This is a genomic window from Flavobacterium chungangense LMG 26729, assembly GCF_000735715.2.
In the GTDB taxonomy this organism is placed as follows: domain Bacteria; phylum Bacteroidota; class Bacteroidia; order Flavobacteriales; family Flavobacteriaceae; genus Flavobacterium; species Flavobacterium chungangense.
This window is the reverse complement of sequence record NZ_JASY01000001.1, coordinates 250,122-270,734: the sequence shown is the minus strand read 5'-3', so window position 1 is coordinate 270,734 and position 20,613 is coordinate 250,122. Positions and strand designations below refer to the sequence as shown.

General features: G+C 32.3%; 12 protein-coding genes. 10 read left to right on the top strand and 2 right to left on the bottom strand.

The features are described from left to right. Positions 1-256: 256 nt before the first annotated feature. The 3 genes from JE46_RS01095 (at position 257) to JE46_RS01085 (ending at position 3,763) form a co-directional block, all read left to right on the top strand. Positions 257-2,566: a type IA DNA topoisomerase gene (locus JE46_RS01095; protein WP_031453405.1), complete on the top strand. Its 2,310-nt coding sequence runs from the start codon at positions 257-259 to the stop codon at positions 2,564-2,566. Between the two features lie 237 nt (positions 2,567-2,803). Continuing rightward, positions 2,804-3,280, top strand: coding sequence for a DUF6265 family protein (locus JE46_RS01090; RefSeq protein ID WP_031453404.1), 477 nt, complete (start codon positions 2,804-2,806; stop codon positions 3,278-3,280). A gap of 15 nt (positions 3,281-3,295) precedes the next feature. Then, entirely contained in the window at positions 3,296-3,763 is a 468-nt protein-coding gene (locus JE46_RS01085) for a hypothetical protein (protein ID WP_055726138.1), read from the top strand. 593 nt (positions 3,764-4,356) lie between these two features. Here the strand turns inward: JE46_RS01085 and JE46_RS01080 are convergent. After that, entirely contained in the window at positions 4,357-5,517 is a 1,161-nt protein-coding gene (locus JE46_RS01080; protein WP_031453402.1) for an MFS transporter, read from the bottom strand. A gap of 280 nt (positions 5,518-5,797) precedes the next feature. Between JE46_RS01080 and JE46_RS01075 the strand changes: the two genes are divergently transcribed. From JE46_RS01075 to JE46_RS01045, 7 genes are all read left to right on the top strand, one after another. Further along, positions 5,798-8,134 (top strand): TonB-dependent receptor, encoded by a 2,337-nt coding sequence (locus JE46_RS01075; RefSeq protein WP_031453401.1) that lies wholly within the window; start codon positions 5,798-5,800, stop codon positions 8,132-8,134. A 73-nt stretch (positions 8,135-8,207) separates the two neighbouring features. Further along, positions 8,208-9,362 (top strand): PepSY-associated TM helix domain-containing protein, encoded by a 1,155-nt coding sequence (locus JE46_RS01070; RefSeq protein ID WP_031453400.1) that lies wholly within the window; start codon positions 8,208-8,210, stop codon positions 9,360-9,362. A 207-nt stretch (positions 9,363-9,569) separates the two neighbouring features. Further along, positions 9,570-12,023 (top strand): TonB-dependent receptor, encoded by a 2,454-nt coding sequence (locus tag JE46_RS01065; protein ID WP_031453399.1) that lies wholly within the window; start codon positions 9,570-9,572, stop codon positions 12,021-12,023. 440 nt (positions 12,024-12,463) lie between these two features. Next, entirely contained in the window at positions 12,464-14,854 is a 2,391-nt protein-coding gene (locus JE46_RS01060; protein WP_031453398.1) for a TonB-dependent receptor, read from the top strand. A 70-nt stretch (positions 14,855-14,924) separates the two neighbouring features. Continuing rightward, on the top strand, positions 14,925-15,650 hold the full coding sequence (locus tag JE46_RS01055; RefSeq protein WP_031453397.1) for a hypothetical protein: 726 nt from the start codon (positions 14,925-14,927) through the stop codon (positions 15,648-15,650). Positions 15,651-15,895: 245 nt separating this feature from the next. Then, positions 15,896-18,166, top strand: coding sequence for a TonB-dependent siderophore receptor (locus JE46_RS01050; RefSeq protein WP_031453396.1), 2,271 nt, complete (start codon positions 15,896-15,898; stop codon positions 18,164-18,166). A 141-nt stretch (positions 18,167-18,307) separates the two neighbouring features. Next, complete coding sequence (locus JE46_RS01045) at positions 18,308-18,733, top strand: HIT family protein (RefSeq protein WP_031453395.1); 426 nt, start codon at positions 18,308-18,310, stop codon at positions 18,731-18,733. Positions 18,734-18,826: 93 nt separating this feature from the next. On the opposite strand, the gene JE46_RS01040 is transcribed toward JE46_RS01045, so the two are convergent. After that, positions 18,827-20,599 (bottom strand): MutS-related protein, encoded by a 1,773-nt coding sequence (locus tag JE46_RS01040; RefSeq protein WP_031453394.1) that lies wholly within the window; start codon positions 20,597-20,599, stop codon positions 18,827-18,829. Between the last annotated feature and the right edge of the window lie 14 nt (positions 20,600-20,613).

Sequence of the window (20,613 nt, the reverse complement as noted above, 5' to 3'; positions counted from 1 at the left end):
ATCAGTTTTAAAGCTGATGTAAACTAACAGTATTGATTATAACAAATCACTTGAAAATGGTAAAAAAATGCACTCAAAAAATGTCCTGAAAACAATGCTGGATTTCTTTGCAGGTTAATAATGACGCTAAGTCACTAAGGTTCTATGCCGCTAAGAAAAAACTTTGCATCTTAATACCAAACCTAATTGCTAAACCGTAAAAAATTTCAATACCAATTTCTAAATCCTTAATTTCGCTTTCAAATAAAAAGAGAAAATGAAGGTCTGTATTGCCGAAAAACCAAGTGTAGCACGAGAAATCGCATCCGTTTTGGGTGCCAATGCCAAGCATGACGGTTACTATGAAGGCAATGGTTATGCCGTGACCTACACTTTTGGGCATTTATGTACTTTAAAAGAACCCAATGATTACAAACCACATTGGAAAAGTTGGGATTTGAACAACCTTCCTATGCTTCCTGAAAAATTTGAAACCAAAGTAGTTCAAAATTCGGGAATCGAAAAACAGTTTAAAATCATAAAAAGTTTATTTGACAAAGCCACAGTCGTAATAAATTGCGGGGATGCCGGGCAGGAAGGAGAACTTATTCAGCGTTGGGTGATGAACGAAGCCCATTACAAAGGCGAAGTACAGCGTTTATGGATTTCTTCGCTAACCACCGAAGCGATAAAAGAAGGTTTTGAAAACTTAAAACCATCTGCTAACTACGATAATTTATTTTACGCCGGTTTTTCCAGAGCTATTGGTGACTGGTTATTAGGCATGAATGCTACACGTTTATATACCGTAAAACATGGCGGGTATAAACAAGTGCTGTCAATTGGGCGGGTTCAGACACCAACTTTGGCAATGGTGGTTGACCGATTTAAAGAAATAGAAAATTTCAAACCCCAACCCTATTGGGAATTACAGACTTTATACAGGGAAACACTTTTTAGTTATGAAGAAGGTCGTTTTTTGAATAAGGAAGATGGGGAAATTTTGGCGAATAAAGTCAAAGAAAGTGATTTTGAAATTGTTTCGATTGATAAAAAAAACGGAAATGAATTTGCACCAAAACTGTTTGATTTAACAGGTTTACAGGTGTATTGCAACCAGAAATTCGGATTTTCGGCAGAGGAAACACTAAAAATTGCTCAAACACTTTACGAGCAAAAAGTAATTACATATCCAAGAGTAGATACGACATTTTTACCCAATGATATTTATCCAAAAGTACCCGGGATTCTGCAAAAATTAACAAGTTACACAGAACTAACGCAGCCCATTTTAGCGAAAAAAATCAAAAAATCGCCTAAGGTTTTTAATGATAAAAAAGTAACTGACCACCACGCTATTATTCCGACCGGAGTTCAAAACAATCTGCAATATAATCAGCAGCAGGTTTATGATATTATAACAAAACGCTTTATTGCCGTTTTTTATGATGATTGTCTGGTTGCCAACACAACCGTAATAGGAAAAGCTGCTGAAGTTATGTTTAAAGCTACCGGAAAAGAGATCTTAAAAAAAGGGTTTCGTGTTGTTTTTGAAGATCCGAATGCAAAAGAAAAAGAAGCAGATTTACTGCCAAATTTTGTGGTTGGTGAAAAAGGGCCACACGAACCATCATTCCTTCAAAAAGAAACCAAACCACCGAATCAGTTTACTGAAGCGACTTTATTGCGTGCCATGGAAACCGCAGGAAAACAAGTTGATGACGAAGATTTACGCGAATTGATGAAAGAAAATGGTATAGGGCGTCCGTCTACACGCGCTAATATTATTGAAACGCTTTTTAAACGTCAGTATATTGTACGAAATAAAAAACAGGTCTTGCCTACTCCAACAGGCATTCAATTGATTGATACGATTCAGAATGAATTGATAAAATCGGCAGAACTTACCGGTTCCTGGGAAAAACAACTGAAAGACATTGAAAAAGGTACTTTTACTGCAGGTGCCTTTATCAAAAACATGAAACGCATGGTTGAAGCTTTGGTCACTGAAGTACGAAGCGAAACCAGACACGCAAACATTTCTCATGCAGCAATGATTCAGAAACCAGTTATAAAAGCTGAAAAAGAAAAAAAGAAATCCTCAGGAATTTTGGCAGAAACATGTCCAAAATGCCAAAAAGGAAATCTCATAAAAGGAAAATCAGCTTATGGCTGCAGTGCGTACAAATTGGGTTGTGATTTTGTGCTCCCTTTTGTTTTTCATGATAAAAAGATTACTGAAAGCCAATATTTACGCCTGATTCAAAAAGGTTCAACTGTCAATATAAAAGGCTTTAAAACTGATAACGGTACTGTTGAAGGTTTAATTCGGTTTGAAGAAAACTATAAACTAAAGTTAGAACCAAAGAAAAGTGATAAAAAAACTGACTCAAAAGAAAATTCAGATTCACTAATCTGTCCAAAATGCCAAAAAGGGACAATACTAAAAGGCAAAACCGCTTACGGCTGCAGTGAATATAAATCGGGTTGTGGTTTTAAAGTGACTTTTGATGATGTAAGAGCAAAATTAAAAGATCAAAAACCAACTAAGGAATTGGTGTATTCGATTTTAACAGCAGGTATTTGAGTTTTTCTGCCCCAGATTAAAAGATGAAAATATTTTTTGTTTCACTCAGATTCTGCAGATTTAAGCAGATGTTTTTTAATTTAAATTTTATAAATCTGCATAAATCTTTTTTAAATCTGCGTAAACAAAATTTAATAACAAAAATTAATATAATTGCTTCTTTATCTTAGTCATTCGGGATATGGCAAATAATTTTTATCTATTTTAGCTGTACTATTAAAACTAATACTTCCAGATATGTTTCAGAAAATTACGCTTACGGTACTTATTATAGCTTTCATTTCCTGTCAGAAAAAAGAAACCGTTGAAAAAGACAAAATCAAAAAAGCAGACTGGCTAATTGGCAACTGGGAAAATACTTCACCGGATGGGATTTTAACCGAAAACTGGGAAAAAGTAAACGACAGTACTTTTAACGCTGCTTCTTATTTTATCAAAGGTAAAGATACTTTGCATTTTGAAAACATTATTTTGGCTCAATTAGGTGAAACGCTTACTTACAAAGCGACTGTAAAAGGTCAAAATGATGACAAACCGGTTTCCTTCCCTTCTACTTCAGAATCAGACAAACAATTGGTTTTCGAAAACCCTAAACACGATTATCCACAAAAAATCACTTATACAAAAGGAGCTAATAATACTTTGACAGCTGAGATTACAGGAAAGTTGAACGGAAAGCTTACTACTGAAAGGTTTATTATGAAGAAGAAGTAATCTTTTCTTAGAATCATGAAAAATAGAACATTACAATTTGTTATAAAATCAATGTCATTTCATATTTTATTTTTAGTTCTTTTTATATCATGCAATAATTCTGAATTAAGATCCAAAAATATTAAATCAGGTTTTTTATATGATGCAGGAATCTACAATATCCCGGGCAAAAACAGAAATATTTTAATTAAAGAATTAAAAGATGGTTCAAAAATATTTGCCATTCGAGATCATAATAATAAAATATTATTTCAGCAAAGTCTAAACGAAACTTTTAGCGCCAATCATTATTGGCTTTTATATATTGATAAAGATACCAATGTATGGTATTATAATTCAGACTACATTTCACATCAGGCAATACTATTCAATAAAAAAACACAAAAATATGAAATGAAAGATTTTTGTACATCCAAATTACATTTACCTTCAGAATTTAAAAAAGAAATAGAGACTAATACATCTAAAGTTTGCGAGTTTTAATAAATATAATTTCTGATATTATTGAAATAAGCCTAAAAATTGTTTCTAATGAAAAAAGTCTTTTTATTATTTCTATTTTGAATTTTAATAATAAGCTGCAACGAAAAAACCCAAAATTCAATTGATGATATCTGGGATAATTTTTCCTTCAATTCAATATTAACAGATAGTAATCAAATCGTTATAAAAGCTTACGATTCAAGATTAACAAATAAAAGAGTAAATGTTGAATCGTATATTGCAACTAAAGAGTTTAAAACTACAACAAAACAACAAGTCCAGGACATTGAAACCATTTTTGAAAATGCTACAAAAACTGGTTACTGCTGTTGTCCAAAAAGCTCATTTTCTATTCATTTTTATAATCAAAAAGAAGAACTTGATTACTTTTATGTTGATACTCTGGAATTTAAAAACAAGATAAGATTTTGCAAAAAAAGTTATCAATATTCATATATTATTGAAAAACAAAAATGGAAAGATTATATAAAAGAAATTAGCAAAAAATGAGTCCTCAAACGGAATTTTAAACTTTTATCGTTCACAAAAAACTTAGAATCTAAGCATCTCGGTCGCTTAGCAACTTAAAAAAACTACTCATCCTCCCCTATCTTATTCACCATAAAAATCATCAGAATACCTAAAATTGCCATAATTAAAAACGCCCATTTCATACTTAAATATTCAGATATAAAACCCACCATTGGCGGAACTAGTAAAAAACCAAGATACCCAATTGTAGATATAGAAGTTATAGCTGAGCCACTGCTTAATTTTGAAGATCTTCCGGCAATACTAAATACTAACGGAACCACACAGGAAACTCCAAAACCAATTAAAACGTAACCAAAAATAGTTGGGTAAGCATACGGCAAAATAAAACAAAGCGCAAAACCTGCAGTAATTAAAATTCCGCTGTAAAGCAGAATTTTTTTTATCCCAAATTTCGTTACACCAGAATCTCCAAATATTCGTCCTAAAGTTACTGCTGTTGCAAAAAACACAAATGCAGCACTGGTTAATTTTGGAGAAGCTTTCAAAATATTTTCAAAATAAATACCGCTCCAGTCATACATGGTATTTTCACAGGCCATGGAAACAAAGCAAATCACAGCGAATTTTATCAGGTTTTTTTCCGGCATTGCAAAGAATTTTTTCTTCACAGGAACTGGCTCATTATGAATGCTCAGCGGATAAAAACAAGCCGTAAGAGCCAGCATAAAAACACTTACTCCTAATAAATGATGAGATGGTGCAATATGCTGTGTTACCATTACATACCCAAAACCTGCTCCCGAAAAAACAGCGATACTCCAAACAGCATGAAAACTCGTGATAATCGATTTTGGATATAATTTCTGTACTTCAAGAGATTGTGCATTAATCGATAGATTGAAAATATTGCGCGAAGCCCCAAAAATTAAAAGTACGAGAACCAATTGCCATACAAAGGCTACTAAACCGGGTAAAGACAGTACAATATTAAACATAATTGCTCCTAAAAGCATGATATAGCGGCTGCTGTGTTTATTTAATAATTTTCCGGTAAAAGGCATTGTCAGCATCAAACCAATTGGAAAAGCAAATAAGACAGCTCCAAATTGGGCTTCAGATAAATGTAATTGGGCCTGAATATGCGGAATACGGGATACCCATGAGGAATATCCAAATCCGGAAAGAAAAAAAAATACAGTATTTGCCAATCTAAATCCTTGGGGAGTATTCTGTATTTTTTTTAAAAAGGGAATAATCATTGAGTTGTTTTCAATTTAATTTTCTGCAAAATTAAGGTTTTTAAAACCAAATTTCCTTTTTAAACTTTTCTAAAATGCTTTAAAACAACAAAACAATTAAATGTTTAATAATTTATAATAAAAAAAATACTTCTAACATTTTTTGCTCCCTTTTAATAAATATTAATAAATTATTTGAAATCAATCTAAATAACATTTGTTGGTGAAGTAATAATTTTTACTTTTACACTGTTTTTATTAATTCTAAATAAAAATAATAACCAAAACAAATTTTATTTTAATGAAGTATTTTAATCTGAAAACATGTCGTTTTCTATTTTCAATCAGTTTGCTATTATCAGCATTTACAGTTTTTTCACAACAAAACCATGGTAAAATAAAAGGAACAATCACCACATCTGACGGAGATGCCGCAGCAGGTGTAAACATTATTCTTAAAAACTCTAAGTATGGGATCATTTCCAATGAAGAGGGTGCTTTTGAATTCAACAGAGTAAAAGCAAATACCTACACTTTACAGGTTTCTTTGACAGGTTATGAAACTTTGGAACAAGAAGTAACAGTTACTGAAAATGAAACAGCAGTCCTTAATTTACAATTAAAAGTATCAAACAAAGAATTAAAGGAAGTTGTAATAAGCAGCCGAAAAAGCATCTTATCTAAAAAGACAGATTATGTAGCAAGAATGCCGATATCTAATCTAGAAAATCCACAGGTTTATAGTGTAATTCATAAAGAACTGTTGCAGGAACAAGTAGCGGTAAACATTGAAAGTGCCATAAGAAATACGCCTGGAGCGGTTCCTGTTAGTTTTCCTTCAGGAGGAATTGCAATCACTTTTAGAGGATTCGCAACCGGAATCAATGCCAGAAACGGTATGGAAACTATTTCAGGACGTTCTTCTGTTGATCTTTCAAACGTTGAACGAATTGAAGTTCTTAAAGGGCCTTCAGGAACTTTATTCGGTTCTTCTATATCTTCTTATGGAGGTGTTGTCAATTTGGTAACCAAAAAACCTTTTGAAACTACGGCAACAGAAGTTTCTTATACTGCCGGGAGTTTTAATTTAAACCGTTTAACTGCCGATGTGAATACACCTCTTAATAAGGATAAAACGGTTTTATTCAGAGTAAATTTGGCATATAACAATGAAAAAAGTTTTTTAGATTACGGATTTAATAAAACTATAGCAATTTCGCCAAGCCTTACCTACAAAGCAAGCGACAAACTTACTTTTAACATTGATGCAGAATTAATAAACTCTAACAATACCAGAAGAACATATAATACGTATACTCCAACATCTGGAATAACGAATCCAGGTGATTTAAAATTAGATTATAAAAAAACATTATTCCACGATGATAATGATGCCAAAACTTCAGGAAATAAATTTTTTGCACAGGCAGAATATGAAATTTCAGAAAACTGGAAATCAACCACTCTATTTTCTTACGTAGGTGAAAATGTAGAACGTAGTTATCAAACTTATGCAGTTTGGAGCTCTCCTACCCAAGCAACGAGAAGAGTTGGTAACTGGGGACCTATTGAAAATAATTTCACTAATATTCAGGAAAACATCAATGGTCAGTTTTCAACCGGAAGTATCAAACATACATTTTTAGCGGGCTTAAATTACAGATTAAATGAATCTAAGTTTTCTTCCGGAATTGCAACTTTTGATAATATTGACGTAACCACAGGCTATACCATTTTTAGAAGAAAAATGGCTGAAGCTGCAATAAATCAAAATTCTTCAGTAGCTGCCAATCAACAAACTGTTAGTGCTTATACAAGTTATGTAATCAACATTTGCGACAGATTGTATACAATGTTGAGTTTACGTTTAGACAACTTTGAACAAAAAAACACAGCAACTACAAAAGGATATGATCAAACGGCATTATCTCCTAAATTAGGATTGGTGTATGAAGTTGTAAAAAATCAGGTTTCTGTTTTTGCAAATTACATGAACGGATTTCAAAATGCAGCTCCGGTAACGCAGCCAAGCGGCGATCAGCTGGCTTTAGACCCTATTTATGCAAAACAATATGAAGCAGGTATAAAAGCAGAAACATTCAATAAAAAATTAAGTGCCACAGCTAGTTACTATAATATTACTATTGATAATGCGACAAGAACATTTGTAGTACCCGGAGAAAATTTGCCAACTTATATTCAAGATGCAAAACAAGTAAGTAAAGGAGTAGACTTTGAGCTGATAGCTAATCCTATTTCAGGTTTAAACATAATTGGTGGATATGCATACAATGAAAATCGTATTTTAAATACAACAGATCCACTAATCAACGGAAATAAAGCTGCTGGAGCACCTGCCAACGTAGCTAACTTTTGGACCACTTATACTTTGCAAAATAAACTAAAAGGATTAGGTGCCGGATTTGGAGTTAATTTTGTGGATAAAAGCTTTTTCCAAACGGATAACATTGTTTACATGCCTGCTTATAGAACATGTAATGCAACTGTATTTTATGATCAGTCTACCTGGAGAGTCGGAGTTAAATTAAACAACCTGACAAATGAAAAATATTGGGATTTTTATGGGAATTCGCAAGCACCAACAAACGTATTGGTTAACCTGACATTAAAATTCTAAACATAATAATTCATTAAAAATACCTCTGTTGTTATGGACAGAGGTATTTGTCTTTTATAAATAAAACACATTTATGTCATTAAAAAAACGCATACTTAAAATCCATCTCTGGCTCGGATTAGGCTCGGGGTTAATTGTAGTAATCCTTGGAATTACAGGTTGTATATATGTATTTGAAGAAGAATTACGTCCTGTAGTACATGAATATTATCATGTAGAGGCTGTAAAAAACAAAAGACTGCCTGTGAGTGAATTAATCGAAATTGCAAAAAAAGCGAACAAAGACAAACCCCAACAGTCACTTTCTAGTTTAAAAGTAATTAATGATGATGAACGTACTGTAATTATCTCGTTTTTTGAGGAACTTGATAAAGATGCTATTTGGTATTGGAATCGTTATCAAAGTACCTACATTTATTTAGATCCGTATACAGGGAGCGTGAAAAAACGGGAAGAATACAACTTTGAGTTTTTTGTTTTCGTCAGAATGTTACACCAAACGCTTTGTTTAAACAGCAATATAGGTGATCCAATCGTAGGAAGTGCAACCATTATATTCATCATTTCACTAATTACAGGATTGATACTCTGGTGGCCAAAAAACAAACAGGCTGCCAAACAACGATTTTGGTTCCGATGGAAAAATACCACTAAATGGAAACGCAAAAACTACGATTTACATAATATATTAGGATATTACATGATGATTTTTGCTTTAATTATTGCACTCACCGGATTAGTCTGGGCATTTGATTGTTATGATAAAGGTGTACAATGGGTTTTTAATGGTGGAAAAACGATTAAAAAAGAATCAAAGATTATCGAATCTGATACTACACATTTTACCCGGAAAAGTTCAGTCGATACAATTTATAATACCCTTCAAAAATTACATCCCGAAGCTGAAAGCTATTTTGTTTTTCTACCAGAAGCAAATGATTCTACGGCAACAGTTGGAACTTTTACCAAACATGAAAGCCGCTTTGATGATGTAGCCATACAGTTTGACCAATACACAGCAAAAATTCTAAAAACAACAACCTATAACGAGAAAAATAACGGAGAAAAATTTCGATTCATTAATTACGATTTACACGTAGGCAGCATTTTAGGATTAGCAGGTAAAATACTCGCCTTTATTGCCAGTTTGGTATCAGCGAGTTTACCTATCACAGGTTTTTTGATTTGGTGGGGACGAAAAAATAAAAAAAAGGCAACAACTATTTAGTAGTTTCGATAAAAATAAGGTTTGGTAAGTGAATTTTTAAAAATATTTCAATAAAACTAAAATATTGAGAGATTTTTATTAATAAAACAATTCTTAGACATAAACGCAAATAACTAAGAATAAAACAAATATTTAAGCATTTCTTTACATTAAATATTTAGATTTGCACTATTTACTTATTAAGATACATTTTTACAAACCACGACCATGAACTATCCTAACCTACCAAAGCAATATTTTATTTTTATAATTTGCTTGTTTTTAATTTCAGCCACAAACTGCCTTGCTCAGGACAAAGGAAAACTAAGTGGAATCATAACTACATCAGATGGAATACCGGCTGCCAGTGTAAACATCATTCTCAAAAACACTAAATACAATACAATAACTAATGAAAATGGAAATTTTGAATTGAACCATATAAAAGCCAATAACTACATTTTACAAATATCTTTAACTGGTTACGAAACACTCGAACAAGAGATAAAAGTAACAGGCAATGAAACTACAAAACTTAATTTACAATTAAAAGTTTCAAACAAACAACTACAAGAAGTAACTATATATAATAATAACAGAGCAAAACTCTTTCCGAAACAAAGCACTTATGTTTCAAAAATGCCCCTTAAAAACATTGAAAATCCACAAGTTTACAATGTAGTTACTGCTGATTTATTAAAAGAACAGGCAATAACAAATTTTGATGATGCCTTGAAAAATGTTCCCGGTATTCAAAAATTATGGGAATCAACAGGCCGTAGCGGAGATGGCGGATCCTTTTATACATTGAGAGGCTTTGATGTACAGGCAAATATTGTAAACGGATTACCCGGTTTAACAAATGGTAGTTTAGATCCTGCCAACATTGAAAGGATCGAAGTTATAAAAGGCCCATCCGGAACTTTGTTTGGAAGCAGTCTGATTAGTTACGGAGGACTCATTAATACAGTAACTAAAAAACCTTATTCAGGTTTTGGCACAGAAGTATCTTATCTTACCGGAAGTTTTGGACTTAACAGAGTTACTGCTGATGTAAATACCTCTATAGATGAGTCAGATAATGTTGCTATAAGAATTAATACTGCATATCAGACAGAAAATAGTTTTCAGGATGCAGGTTTCCGTACTTCTTTTTTTGTAGCCCCTGTTCTATCCTACAAGGTTAATGAAAAATTATCTTTCCTGATTAATACTGAATTCATGCAAGAAGAAAAGACAACACCTCCGATGTTATTTTTAGGAAGATCCTCTACATTGCAATTTGACAATCTTAATGAATTAAACTACAACACCAAACTCTCTTTTTATAGTAATGATTTGTCCATAAAAAACCCCAAGTTCAATTTACAGGCTCAGATGAATTACAATATTTCTGAACAATGGACTTCGCAAACAGCATTATCAAGAGGTTCTACCAAATCAGATGGTTATTATTCATATATGCCTGATAATGAAAATGGGTTAGGCGAATTTGCTGTAAATATTACCAAAGAGCAATCGCAAACAGTAACTACTGATATTCAACAAAATTTTATTGGTGATTTTAAAATCGGAAATATGCGTAATAGGATTGTTGCCGGATTTGATTACTTTTCACAAGAATTAAAATTTGGAGGTTCCGGTTATGCCTGGCTTTATAATATTACTCCACAAGGAGAAGTTAATTATCTTAATCCCTATACCGGAACTGAGGATGCTCCAACATACCCAACCCGCAGTTCTGTAGATGCTGTTCTTGCAAAATCCGGCACGACAAATTATAATAGCAAAGATGCAACATACAGTGTATATGCATCAGATGTTATCAATATTTTTCCAAGTTTAATAGCAATGGCCAGTTTACGTGTTGATTATTTTGATAATGAAGGAGATATAAAAACTGATAATGATGATTACAATCAAACTTCCTTATCCCCTAAATTCGGTTTATTGTATCAGCCTATTATTGACAAGCTTTCTATATTCGCTAATTACATGAATGGTTTTAAAAATGTTTCGCCAAAAAAATCATATGATACTAATGGAAATTTAGTAGGTTCTGAAGCCTTTGATCCGGAACATGCCAATCAATTGGAATTTGGTGTTAAAGCAAATGTTCTTGACGAAAAATTAAATACAACTCTAAATTATTATGATATCAAAGTAGCCAATTTGGTAACAATTGATCCAAAAAATCCTTTAAATAGTATTCAGGGAGGTGAATCAAGAAGCAAAGGCTTTGAATTTGATCTGAATACATCTCCTGCAAAAGGCTTAAATATTATTGCGGGCTACAGCTATAATGAGAGTAAAATAACAAAAGGAGATATTAAAAATGTGTTTTTAGAAAAAGGCAAAAGACCAATGTGGTCAGGACCTGAAAATTTAGCTAATCTTTGGGCAACTTATAAATTTCAATATGGAATGCTGAAAGATTTTGGACTAGGCTTTGGAGGAAATTATGCCAGTGAAAATGCAATTATCAACAGTGATAAACTCGGGAAATTTGTACTGCCGTCATACACTGTTATAAATGGATCCCTTTTTTACGGTAACAACAAATTTAGAGTAGCATTAAATATCAATAACATTGCCAATAAGGAATATTTCAATGGCGGATGGGGCACAGTGAATCCTCAGAAACCAAGAAATGTTGTGGCCAGTTTTAGCTATAAATTCTAAAAACACATAATAATTCCAAAAAAAACTGATTTTTTAAATTAGTTCTCTTTAATTTTTAGTTTACTTAGCAAGTAAGCAAACGTTTTTTTGAAAGCTGCTGAAAAATGATATGTTTTTTATATCCTAACTTTTCTGTTACAAAATAGGAAGGTCAAAACATACGACATTCTTTAGAAAAAGCAAAAAGCAGATCAAAAAATAAGTTTAATTCAATTCCAGATAATAAATTTGTATTATTAAGAAATTTTACAATACTTAAACCAATTTATATGCCTTACTATCAAGTAGGGCATTTTTTTTTGAAACCTTACTCCCCTAAAACCAATACATTAAAAAATATTATTCATATTTAATCTAAATAATATTTGTTAAACAAGTATTAAATTTTACATTTGCGTATTATTTTTATTAAGTCTAAATAATAACAAATCTATTTTTATATGAATAACCTAAAGTTCTTATTAGTTTTCAGCATCTTTTTGCTATCACTTACTACTTCATTTGCCCAAAAAGGCACAATAAAAGGAACAATACAAACAAGCGACGATAAAGCTGCAGAAGGAGTTTCTGTTTCTATAAAAGGAATAAACAAAAACACGATTGCAGATAATAATGGATCTTTTGAACTTAAAAATGTGCCTGCAGGAACACATACATTAGTAGTTACACTAGTGGGATATGATGATCTTAATCAAGAAGTAACTGTTACTGCAGGTGAAGTAACGACTACAGATTTAAAATTGACTTTATCAAATACAGAACTGAATCAGGTTGTAGTTTTAAGTAACAAAAGTGCTTTTAAAACCAACAGAATTTCATCCTCGCTTCGTTTGCAGTCGGCTATTATTGAAATCCCGCAAAACATTCAGGTAATTACCGGAAAATTAATTCAGGATCAGCAAATATATGATATGCTTGAAGGTGTTACCCGTAACGTAAGTGGCGCTACCAGAGTAGAACATTGGGATAATTATGCTAATATTACTATGAGAGGCAGCCAGGTTGCGGCTTTTAGAAATGGTATGAATGTAAGCACTACATGGGGACCATTGACCGAAGACATGAGTATGGTAGAGCGTATCGAGTTTGTAAAAGGACCAGCCGGTTTTATGCTCGCAAATGGTAACCCAAGCGGTTTTTATAATGTTGTAACCAAAAAACCAAGCGGACGTACAAAAGGTGAGGCTAATTTTGCATTAGGAAGTTTTGACATGTACAGAGGTGCTTTAGACTTTGACGGAAAATTATCGAAAGACGGAAAATTATTGTACAGAATCAATGCTATGGGACAAATGAAAGGCAGTCACCGTGATTTCGATTATAACAATCGTTTTTCTATCGCTCCTGTATTAAAATATTTAATTGATGATCAAACCTCACTTACATTAGAATATACTTATCAATTTTCTCAGGTTCTTGCAATAGGTTCAAACTATCTTTTTTCTAACAAAGGATACGCAGATTTGCCTAAAAGTTTTACTAATGCCGAGCCAAATTTTGATCCAACCAATATGAATGACCAAAGTATTTTGGCAATTTTTGAGCACAAATTAAGTGATAATTGGAAATTTACAGGACAAGCTGCTTATTTTAACTTCAAACAAGAAGGAATGTCAATGTGGCCTCAATACCCTGGATTTGATTCTGGAAACGATAATATTTTACACCGTGGAGTATCTATCTGGGATGTTTTAGGAATAGCCAAAACAGGTCAATTTTTCGTAAATGGTGAAGAAAAAACCGGCTCTGTTACTCACAAAATTTTAGGCGGTCTTGATATGAGTGACAAATTAAATTACCATGACTGGAGCCAGACGTTTGCTTTGAATGGCTATGATGTTAATGGTAATATTGTTCCTTTTGATATTTATAACCCAACTCATGGTAATGTTCCTGCTAATAAATTACCTGTTTTTGACAGAAGTAAAGATATCAGAGAAAGAGGTGTACAATATCGCAATGGGTACAACGCTTTTTATCTACAAGATGAGTTAGGATTTTTTGATAACAGTCTTCGTGTAACGCTTGCGGGTAGATACACAACACTAAAAACTTCAAATGCATACTCAGGATCATATAAAGACAGTAAATTTACGCCTCGATTGGGTGTAAGCTATTCTTTAGACAAAAACACTTCGGCTTATTTTGTAAGAGATGAATCGTTTAATGAAAATTATGGAACTGACTGGCTAGGAAATAGTTTTGATCCACAAACCGGGACAAATCTTGAGTTTGGTTTCAAAAGAGACTGGATGAACGGAAAATGGAATTCTACCTTTGCAGTATATCAAATTACAAATAAAAACATTTTGACTGCGGATCCGGACCACTCTACAGGAGGCATTCAGTATATGAGACAAAGTGGAGAACAAAAAGTAAAAGGTTTTGAAGCTGATATTAGAGGAGAGATTGTTAAGAATCTTGATGTGGTTATAAATTATGCTTTTACAGAAGCAAAAGTCACTAAAGATACAGACCAGTCATTAGTAGGAACTCAGGTTGCGGGAACTTCAAGACATGTTCAGAATACCTGGTTAAACTATAAAATGGATCAGGGAGCACTAAACGGTTTAGGCCTTTCAATTGGTTACCAATATCAAATTGACAGATCTCCATGGTTTGTTTCTGACAGCGATGAAACAGCTTTGCCTGATTATTTCCGTTTAGATGGTGGAGTTACATACCAAAAAGGAAAAATGACTTATAATGTAATTGTAAATAACATTTTAGACGAATATTTATATTCTGGAGGAAAATATGATCCGGGCTATTTTTACTGGCAAGCAGAACCGGGAACAAACGTTCGCTTGTCGGTTAGTTACAAATTCTAAATAAAAATGAATCCCTTAAATTAGTTTTTAAGGGATTTTATCACAAACAATAATTAAAAACGTACTTATCATGAAATTAAATAACTTAAAAAAACTGGCTTTTTCAATTTTAATGCTTCTTTTAAGCCCTGCCCTTTTTGCCCACGCCTTATGGATTGAAACTAAAACTACTGGTACAAAAGGCAAGGCCCAGGGAATATCCATATATTTTGGAGAATTCGCAGATAACGATATTACCAAAGCCGACAAATGGTTTTCAGATTTAAAAGACTTTACTTTAGTATTGGTTTCTCCTTCAAAAAAAGAAACTAAGTTAACCTCTAAAGCTCTTGAAAATAAGTATCAGGCATTTTTTACACCTGATGAAGACGGAGTTTATACAATCGTAATGCACCACAAAGTAAAAGATATTTACGGAACTATGGTTTTAGATTACAATTCAAGTGCAACAGTTGTAGTAGGAAACAAAACTGCAGGAAATTATGCAACGGCAAATAATAATGTAATTGGCGTTTTTAGTGAAAATGCAGACATCGCTAAGAAAAACGCCAAAATCGACATATTTGCTTTTTACGAAGGTGCTTCTGCCAAAAAGCAAAAAGTAAAAGTAATTGCCCCAAACGGGTGGGAAAAAGAATTATGGACAAACGATAAAGGAGAAATCTCTTTTACACCAATCTGGTCCGGAAATTACATGGTAGAATTTGCTTATACCGAAAAAGTATCAGGAGAACATAACGGCAAAAAGTATGATGAAATTTGGAAAATGGCAACTTATTTAATTGCCGTAAAATAAATTTAAGTTTTATATGTATTAAGCCTTTTTCAATTCGGAAAAAGGCTTTTTTTTTGTTTAAATCTGTTTTAAATGTATTTTTTTTCTTATGTTTTTAAAACAATATCTTTGAAAAAAATTAATAAACAATTAACAAACAAATAGTTGCAAAATTAATAATAATTAATCTAAATAAACTTTTAAATAATAAACATACCCTCTATATTTGCAAAAAAAATTATTTTAAATTATTCTAAATAAACACCATGAAATATATTTTACTTTTCAGTTTATCATTTCTAAGTTTTGCTACTTACAGCCAGGATTATTCAAATAACGATACTGCATCAGCTATTAATGATACTGTAAAAAACAAAAAAGGTGAAGTTCTTAATGAGGTTAAAATTACTGCAAATAAACCTAAAAAACCAATTTCTGCAGCTCGCTCAGGAATTAAGGTAATGGATTTACCACAAAGTGTTCAGATTGTTGGAAGTGAAGTTATCGAACAACAGCAGGCTATTCGTTTAAGTGACGTTATAAAAAATGCTAATGGCGTTTATGTAGGTTCAGCCCGTGGCGGTGCACAGGAATCTTTTTGGTCAAGAGGCTATACGATGGATACCAATAACATGTTTAAAAATGGATTTCGCTATAATACAGGATCTATTCCGGATGTTTCAGGTTTAGAAAGAGTAGAATTTTTAAAAGGTGGATCAGCATTATTATTTGGAAATGTTACCCCTGGAGGAATCTTAAACTTAGTTACTAAGACCCCAAAATTTACAGAAGGCGGTGAATTATCCATGCAAATGGGAAGCTATGCTTTTTACAAACCATCGATCGATTTTTATGGACCTTTAAACAAATCAATCGCCTATCGTATTAATGCTTCTTACGAAAATTCAGAAAGCTTTAGGGATTATGTAAAAAATGAACGTATTTATTTTAATCCTTCGTTATTATTTAACCTTACTGAAAAAACTCATATTACATTACAAGGAGATTATCTAAGTGCCGACTGGACACCGGATTTTGGAACTGGAATTGTTGGAAAAGAAATTTTAGATTTACCACGCAATCAATTTTTCGGAGCGCTTTGGTCAACCGGAAACACAAAATCTTCAAGTGCTTCATTAATACTTAATCATAACTTCAATGATAATTGGAAATTAGGTTTTAATTCTTCTTTTCAATCATACAGAAGAACACAAACATCAACAGCACAATTATCTAATTTAGCTTATTCTACAAATACCACAACTGGTGCAAAGGAAGTTCTCTGGAAAAGAGGCTTAACAAAAGCTGATGCCGGAGAAAATATATTTGGAGACCAATTAAATCTTCAAGGTATCTTTAATACCGGAATAATCAAACATCAAATATTTACCGGGGTTGACTATGAATATTCTACAGCTCCAAATTATACTTTTGGTTTCTTTGATCCTGCAAAACCTGCTGATCTTGTAACAACAGAGGCAAAAGCCATAAATATATTAAACTATGACTATAGCACACAAAGCCTTAATGTTCCTTATAGCAACAGAATAACTCAATTAGCTACAACAGACACGAAACGTTTTGGCGCATTTGCACAAGATTTAATTTCGATTACAGACCATATAAAATTTTTAGGAGGAATCCGTTGGTCATGGCAGGAAAGTCAGGTTAGTACAACAAAAGTTGCAACTCCAACAACTGCGGCAAAAGTCTTAAACAGAGCTTTTTCTCCAAAAGCTGGATTGGTTGTTCAGCCTAATAAAGATATGTCAATCTTTGCCAGCTACTCTAATTCATTTACACCTAATACAGGAACAACTGTTGATTTAAAACCACTAAATCCATCTATAATTGATCAGTACGAAGCAGGTATCAAAAAAGATTTCTGGAAAGGAGATTTAAGTACCAACGTAACAGTGTATATGATTGAAAACAACAATTTAGCACAAACTGCACAATATCAAGCTGATGGTGTTTCTGAAAACGTAAATACTAATTTAAAAGAATTAGTTGGAGCTACAAAAGGAAAAGGTATTGAAATAGATGTTACTGCAAGACCTGTAGAAGGTTTAAACATTATGGCCGGATATAGTTTTAATGAAACTAAAGTTTCAAAATCATCTGGAACAAGCGGAAGTTTAGTTGTTGGTGATATCTTAGCAAGAACACCAAGACATACTGCAAATTTGAGTTTTTTCTACAAAATACCTGAAGGAATATTAAAAGGATTTTCTTTTGGTGCAATTGGAAACTATATTGGAGACCGTACCGGAGGCTGGAATGACGATTACTTATGGACAGAAAACAAACCTTCAACTAATCCAAAAACATATACAATTACTATCAGAGATCGTGACATTCCATTAGAAGGTTACGCAACTATTGATGCGTCTGTAGGTTACGAATGGAAAAAAGTCTCTCTTTTATGTAAATTATCTAATCTAACAGATGAGTTAAACTATACAGTCCACGAAAATTATAGTACAAACCCAATTGCTCCTCGTCAGGTAATGGTTAGTTTAAAATATAAATTATAGTAAAAGTTCGCTTTCTAAAATAATAAAAACTTTTTCTGCCTCTTTCACTTTTGAAAAGCAGAAAAAGTTTTTTCTTTTAAAATAAAAAGTATTTTTGCCGAAAGCACTTCAATTATTACAAACCTTTTATAAAATCAAAATATGCCTAGTCCAGTTTCAGAATGCCTGTATTGCCAAAACAATGACACCTTACAACAGTTGATGATAAAAGTTGCAGATTTAAAAGTATCTCAGCTTTTCCTTTTTAAAGAGCAATCTTACACGGGACGCTTAAATGTAGTTTACAAAGATCATGCCGTTGAATTTTATGAATTAAGCGATGAACAGCGCAATTTATTTATGGAAGATGTTGCTACAACAGGAAAAGCCATTGCAAAAGCTTTTAATCCTGATAAAATCAATTACGGAGCGTTTAGCGATACTTTATCTCACTTACACATGCACATTGTTCCAAAATACAATGGCGGTTACGGATTTGGAAGTGTTTTTGAAATGAACCCTCAAAAAACATATTTATCTGATTCAGAATATGACGCTGTTATTGAAAAAATAAAAGCGAACTTGTAACACATATTTCGTTTTTTCTTTTTAAAACTTTTTCTGACTCTTCTTTATGAGGCAGAAAAAGTTTTTTTATAAAAATTTATTTTGATCAAAGAATTAAATAACCCCCATCTTTTGCATTAAAAAAGTAGCACTTTTGTTTTTACAGATTCCGATACGGAGTTTGTAATCAAAATGCAAATCATTGTCTTTTATTTCGACTTCAAAACATTGGTTGGTCAAAGTTTCAGGATATTCATTAGTTGTTAAACAAACTTCAATATCATGTGTCGCAATGGCACCAATTGCATTTTTAGCAATGACTTTTTTAACTACTTCAATTGTTCCGTTTCGTTTGTCATCAGAATTGGTTCCTCTCAAAATTTCATCCAGTAAAACAAAAGCCGGTTTATCTTCCAAGGCATCCATAATTTGTTTTAAACGCTTGATTTCAGCAAAAAAGTAGGATTCACTATCCGCTAAAGAGTCAGATAATCTCATTGAAACCAAAACTGGCAATGGATGAATATTAGCATTTGAAGCACAGACAACTGACCCTATACCAGCTAATACCATATTGATCCCTAAACTTCTTAAAAAAGTGCTTTTTCCCGACATATTAGAACCCGTTAAAATCATAAAAGACTGCGGATAAAAATGAGTATCATTCCCTACTCTGCTTACGGGGTTCAATAGTGGATGGCTTAGATTTGTAAATTCAATTTTATGTTCCTTGTTTATTTCAGGAAATACAAAGTCAGAATTGTTATACGCTAAATTTGCCAAGCTGTTTAAGGTTTCAAATTCCCCTATAACAGCAATCCATTTTTCAAGTTCATCTGCACACACATTTTTCCAATTCAAAAGTGCTCTTAAAACATGGAGATTAAATAAAAAAGTTCCGTTAAAAACAGTTGCAGTAACAAAATTATTAATTGTATCCATTCTAGAAAACAATTCTGACAGCTGTTTTAAATGGGAACTGGCTTTTGCGTTTTTAAAAAACAACTGCTGTTTTAAATCATTCAGTTTCTTAGATTCAAAAGTTTCATTTTCAATTTTCTGAACCAGCAAACTATATTGCTTTATTATTTTATCAATATTTTCAGCTTTGGCAATTTCAGATCGAATACGTTTAACTCCACTTCCTAAAACAATCAGATTTCCGATAAAAACATAAGTCAGGTACGATAACAGAATAGTTTTTGAGGCAATAAAATAAGCTGCCAGAAAGCCAAAAAACAAGACAGGTAAAAGAATTGAAAGTACATTTAAAACTTTAGATAAATTATTATTTTTAAATGATTTCCAATGCATTAACGAATCATATGAATCTTTACTGTCATGACTGACAACTGCTAAAGCAAAAAACTCCTGCCTCCAGTTTATTTTTGATTTAAGCTCTTTAACTGCTTCTTGATTTTCAAGAATACTTTCATTGGAGTTCAATTTTAATAATTGATTCGCTAATGTTTTTTTTCCAACAAAAGTTGCTGCTCTGTTTAAATTCTGAAATAAGGAATGATCTCCAAAAATATCCAGATCATATGCATAAGGATGATGGAAATCATTAAATTCAATACCGTTTTCAAAAGGAAGTTTTTCTCTTTTAAGAAAAGAGATTTCATTTTCGTTTATTTTTAAAAGTGCAATTAAAAACTGTTTTTGAAATGACAGACGCGAATGAATACGCATTAAAAATATAAAACAAATAAAAAATACAACAGCACTAATTAAGTATAAAATTTCGCTTGTTTTGATATAATAAAACATCAGAAACAAAAAACTAAAAATACTTAAGAGTCTTAAAACACTTATACTGTTATACTTTTTATTAGTTGTATGTAATGATTCGGTATATTGCGAAACCTTGTTTTGATAATAATCCATCTTTTTAATTTAAT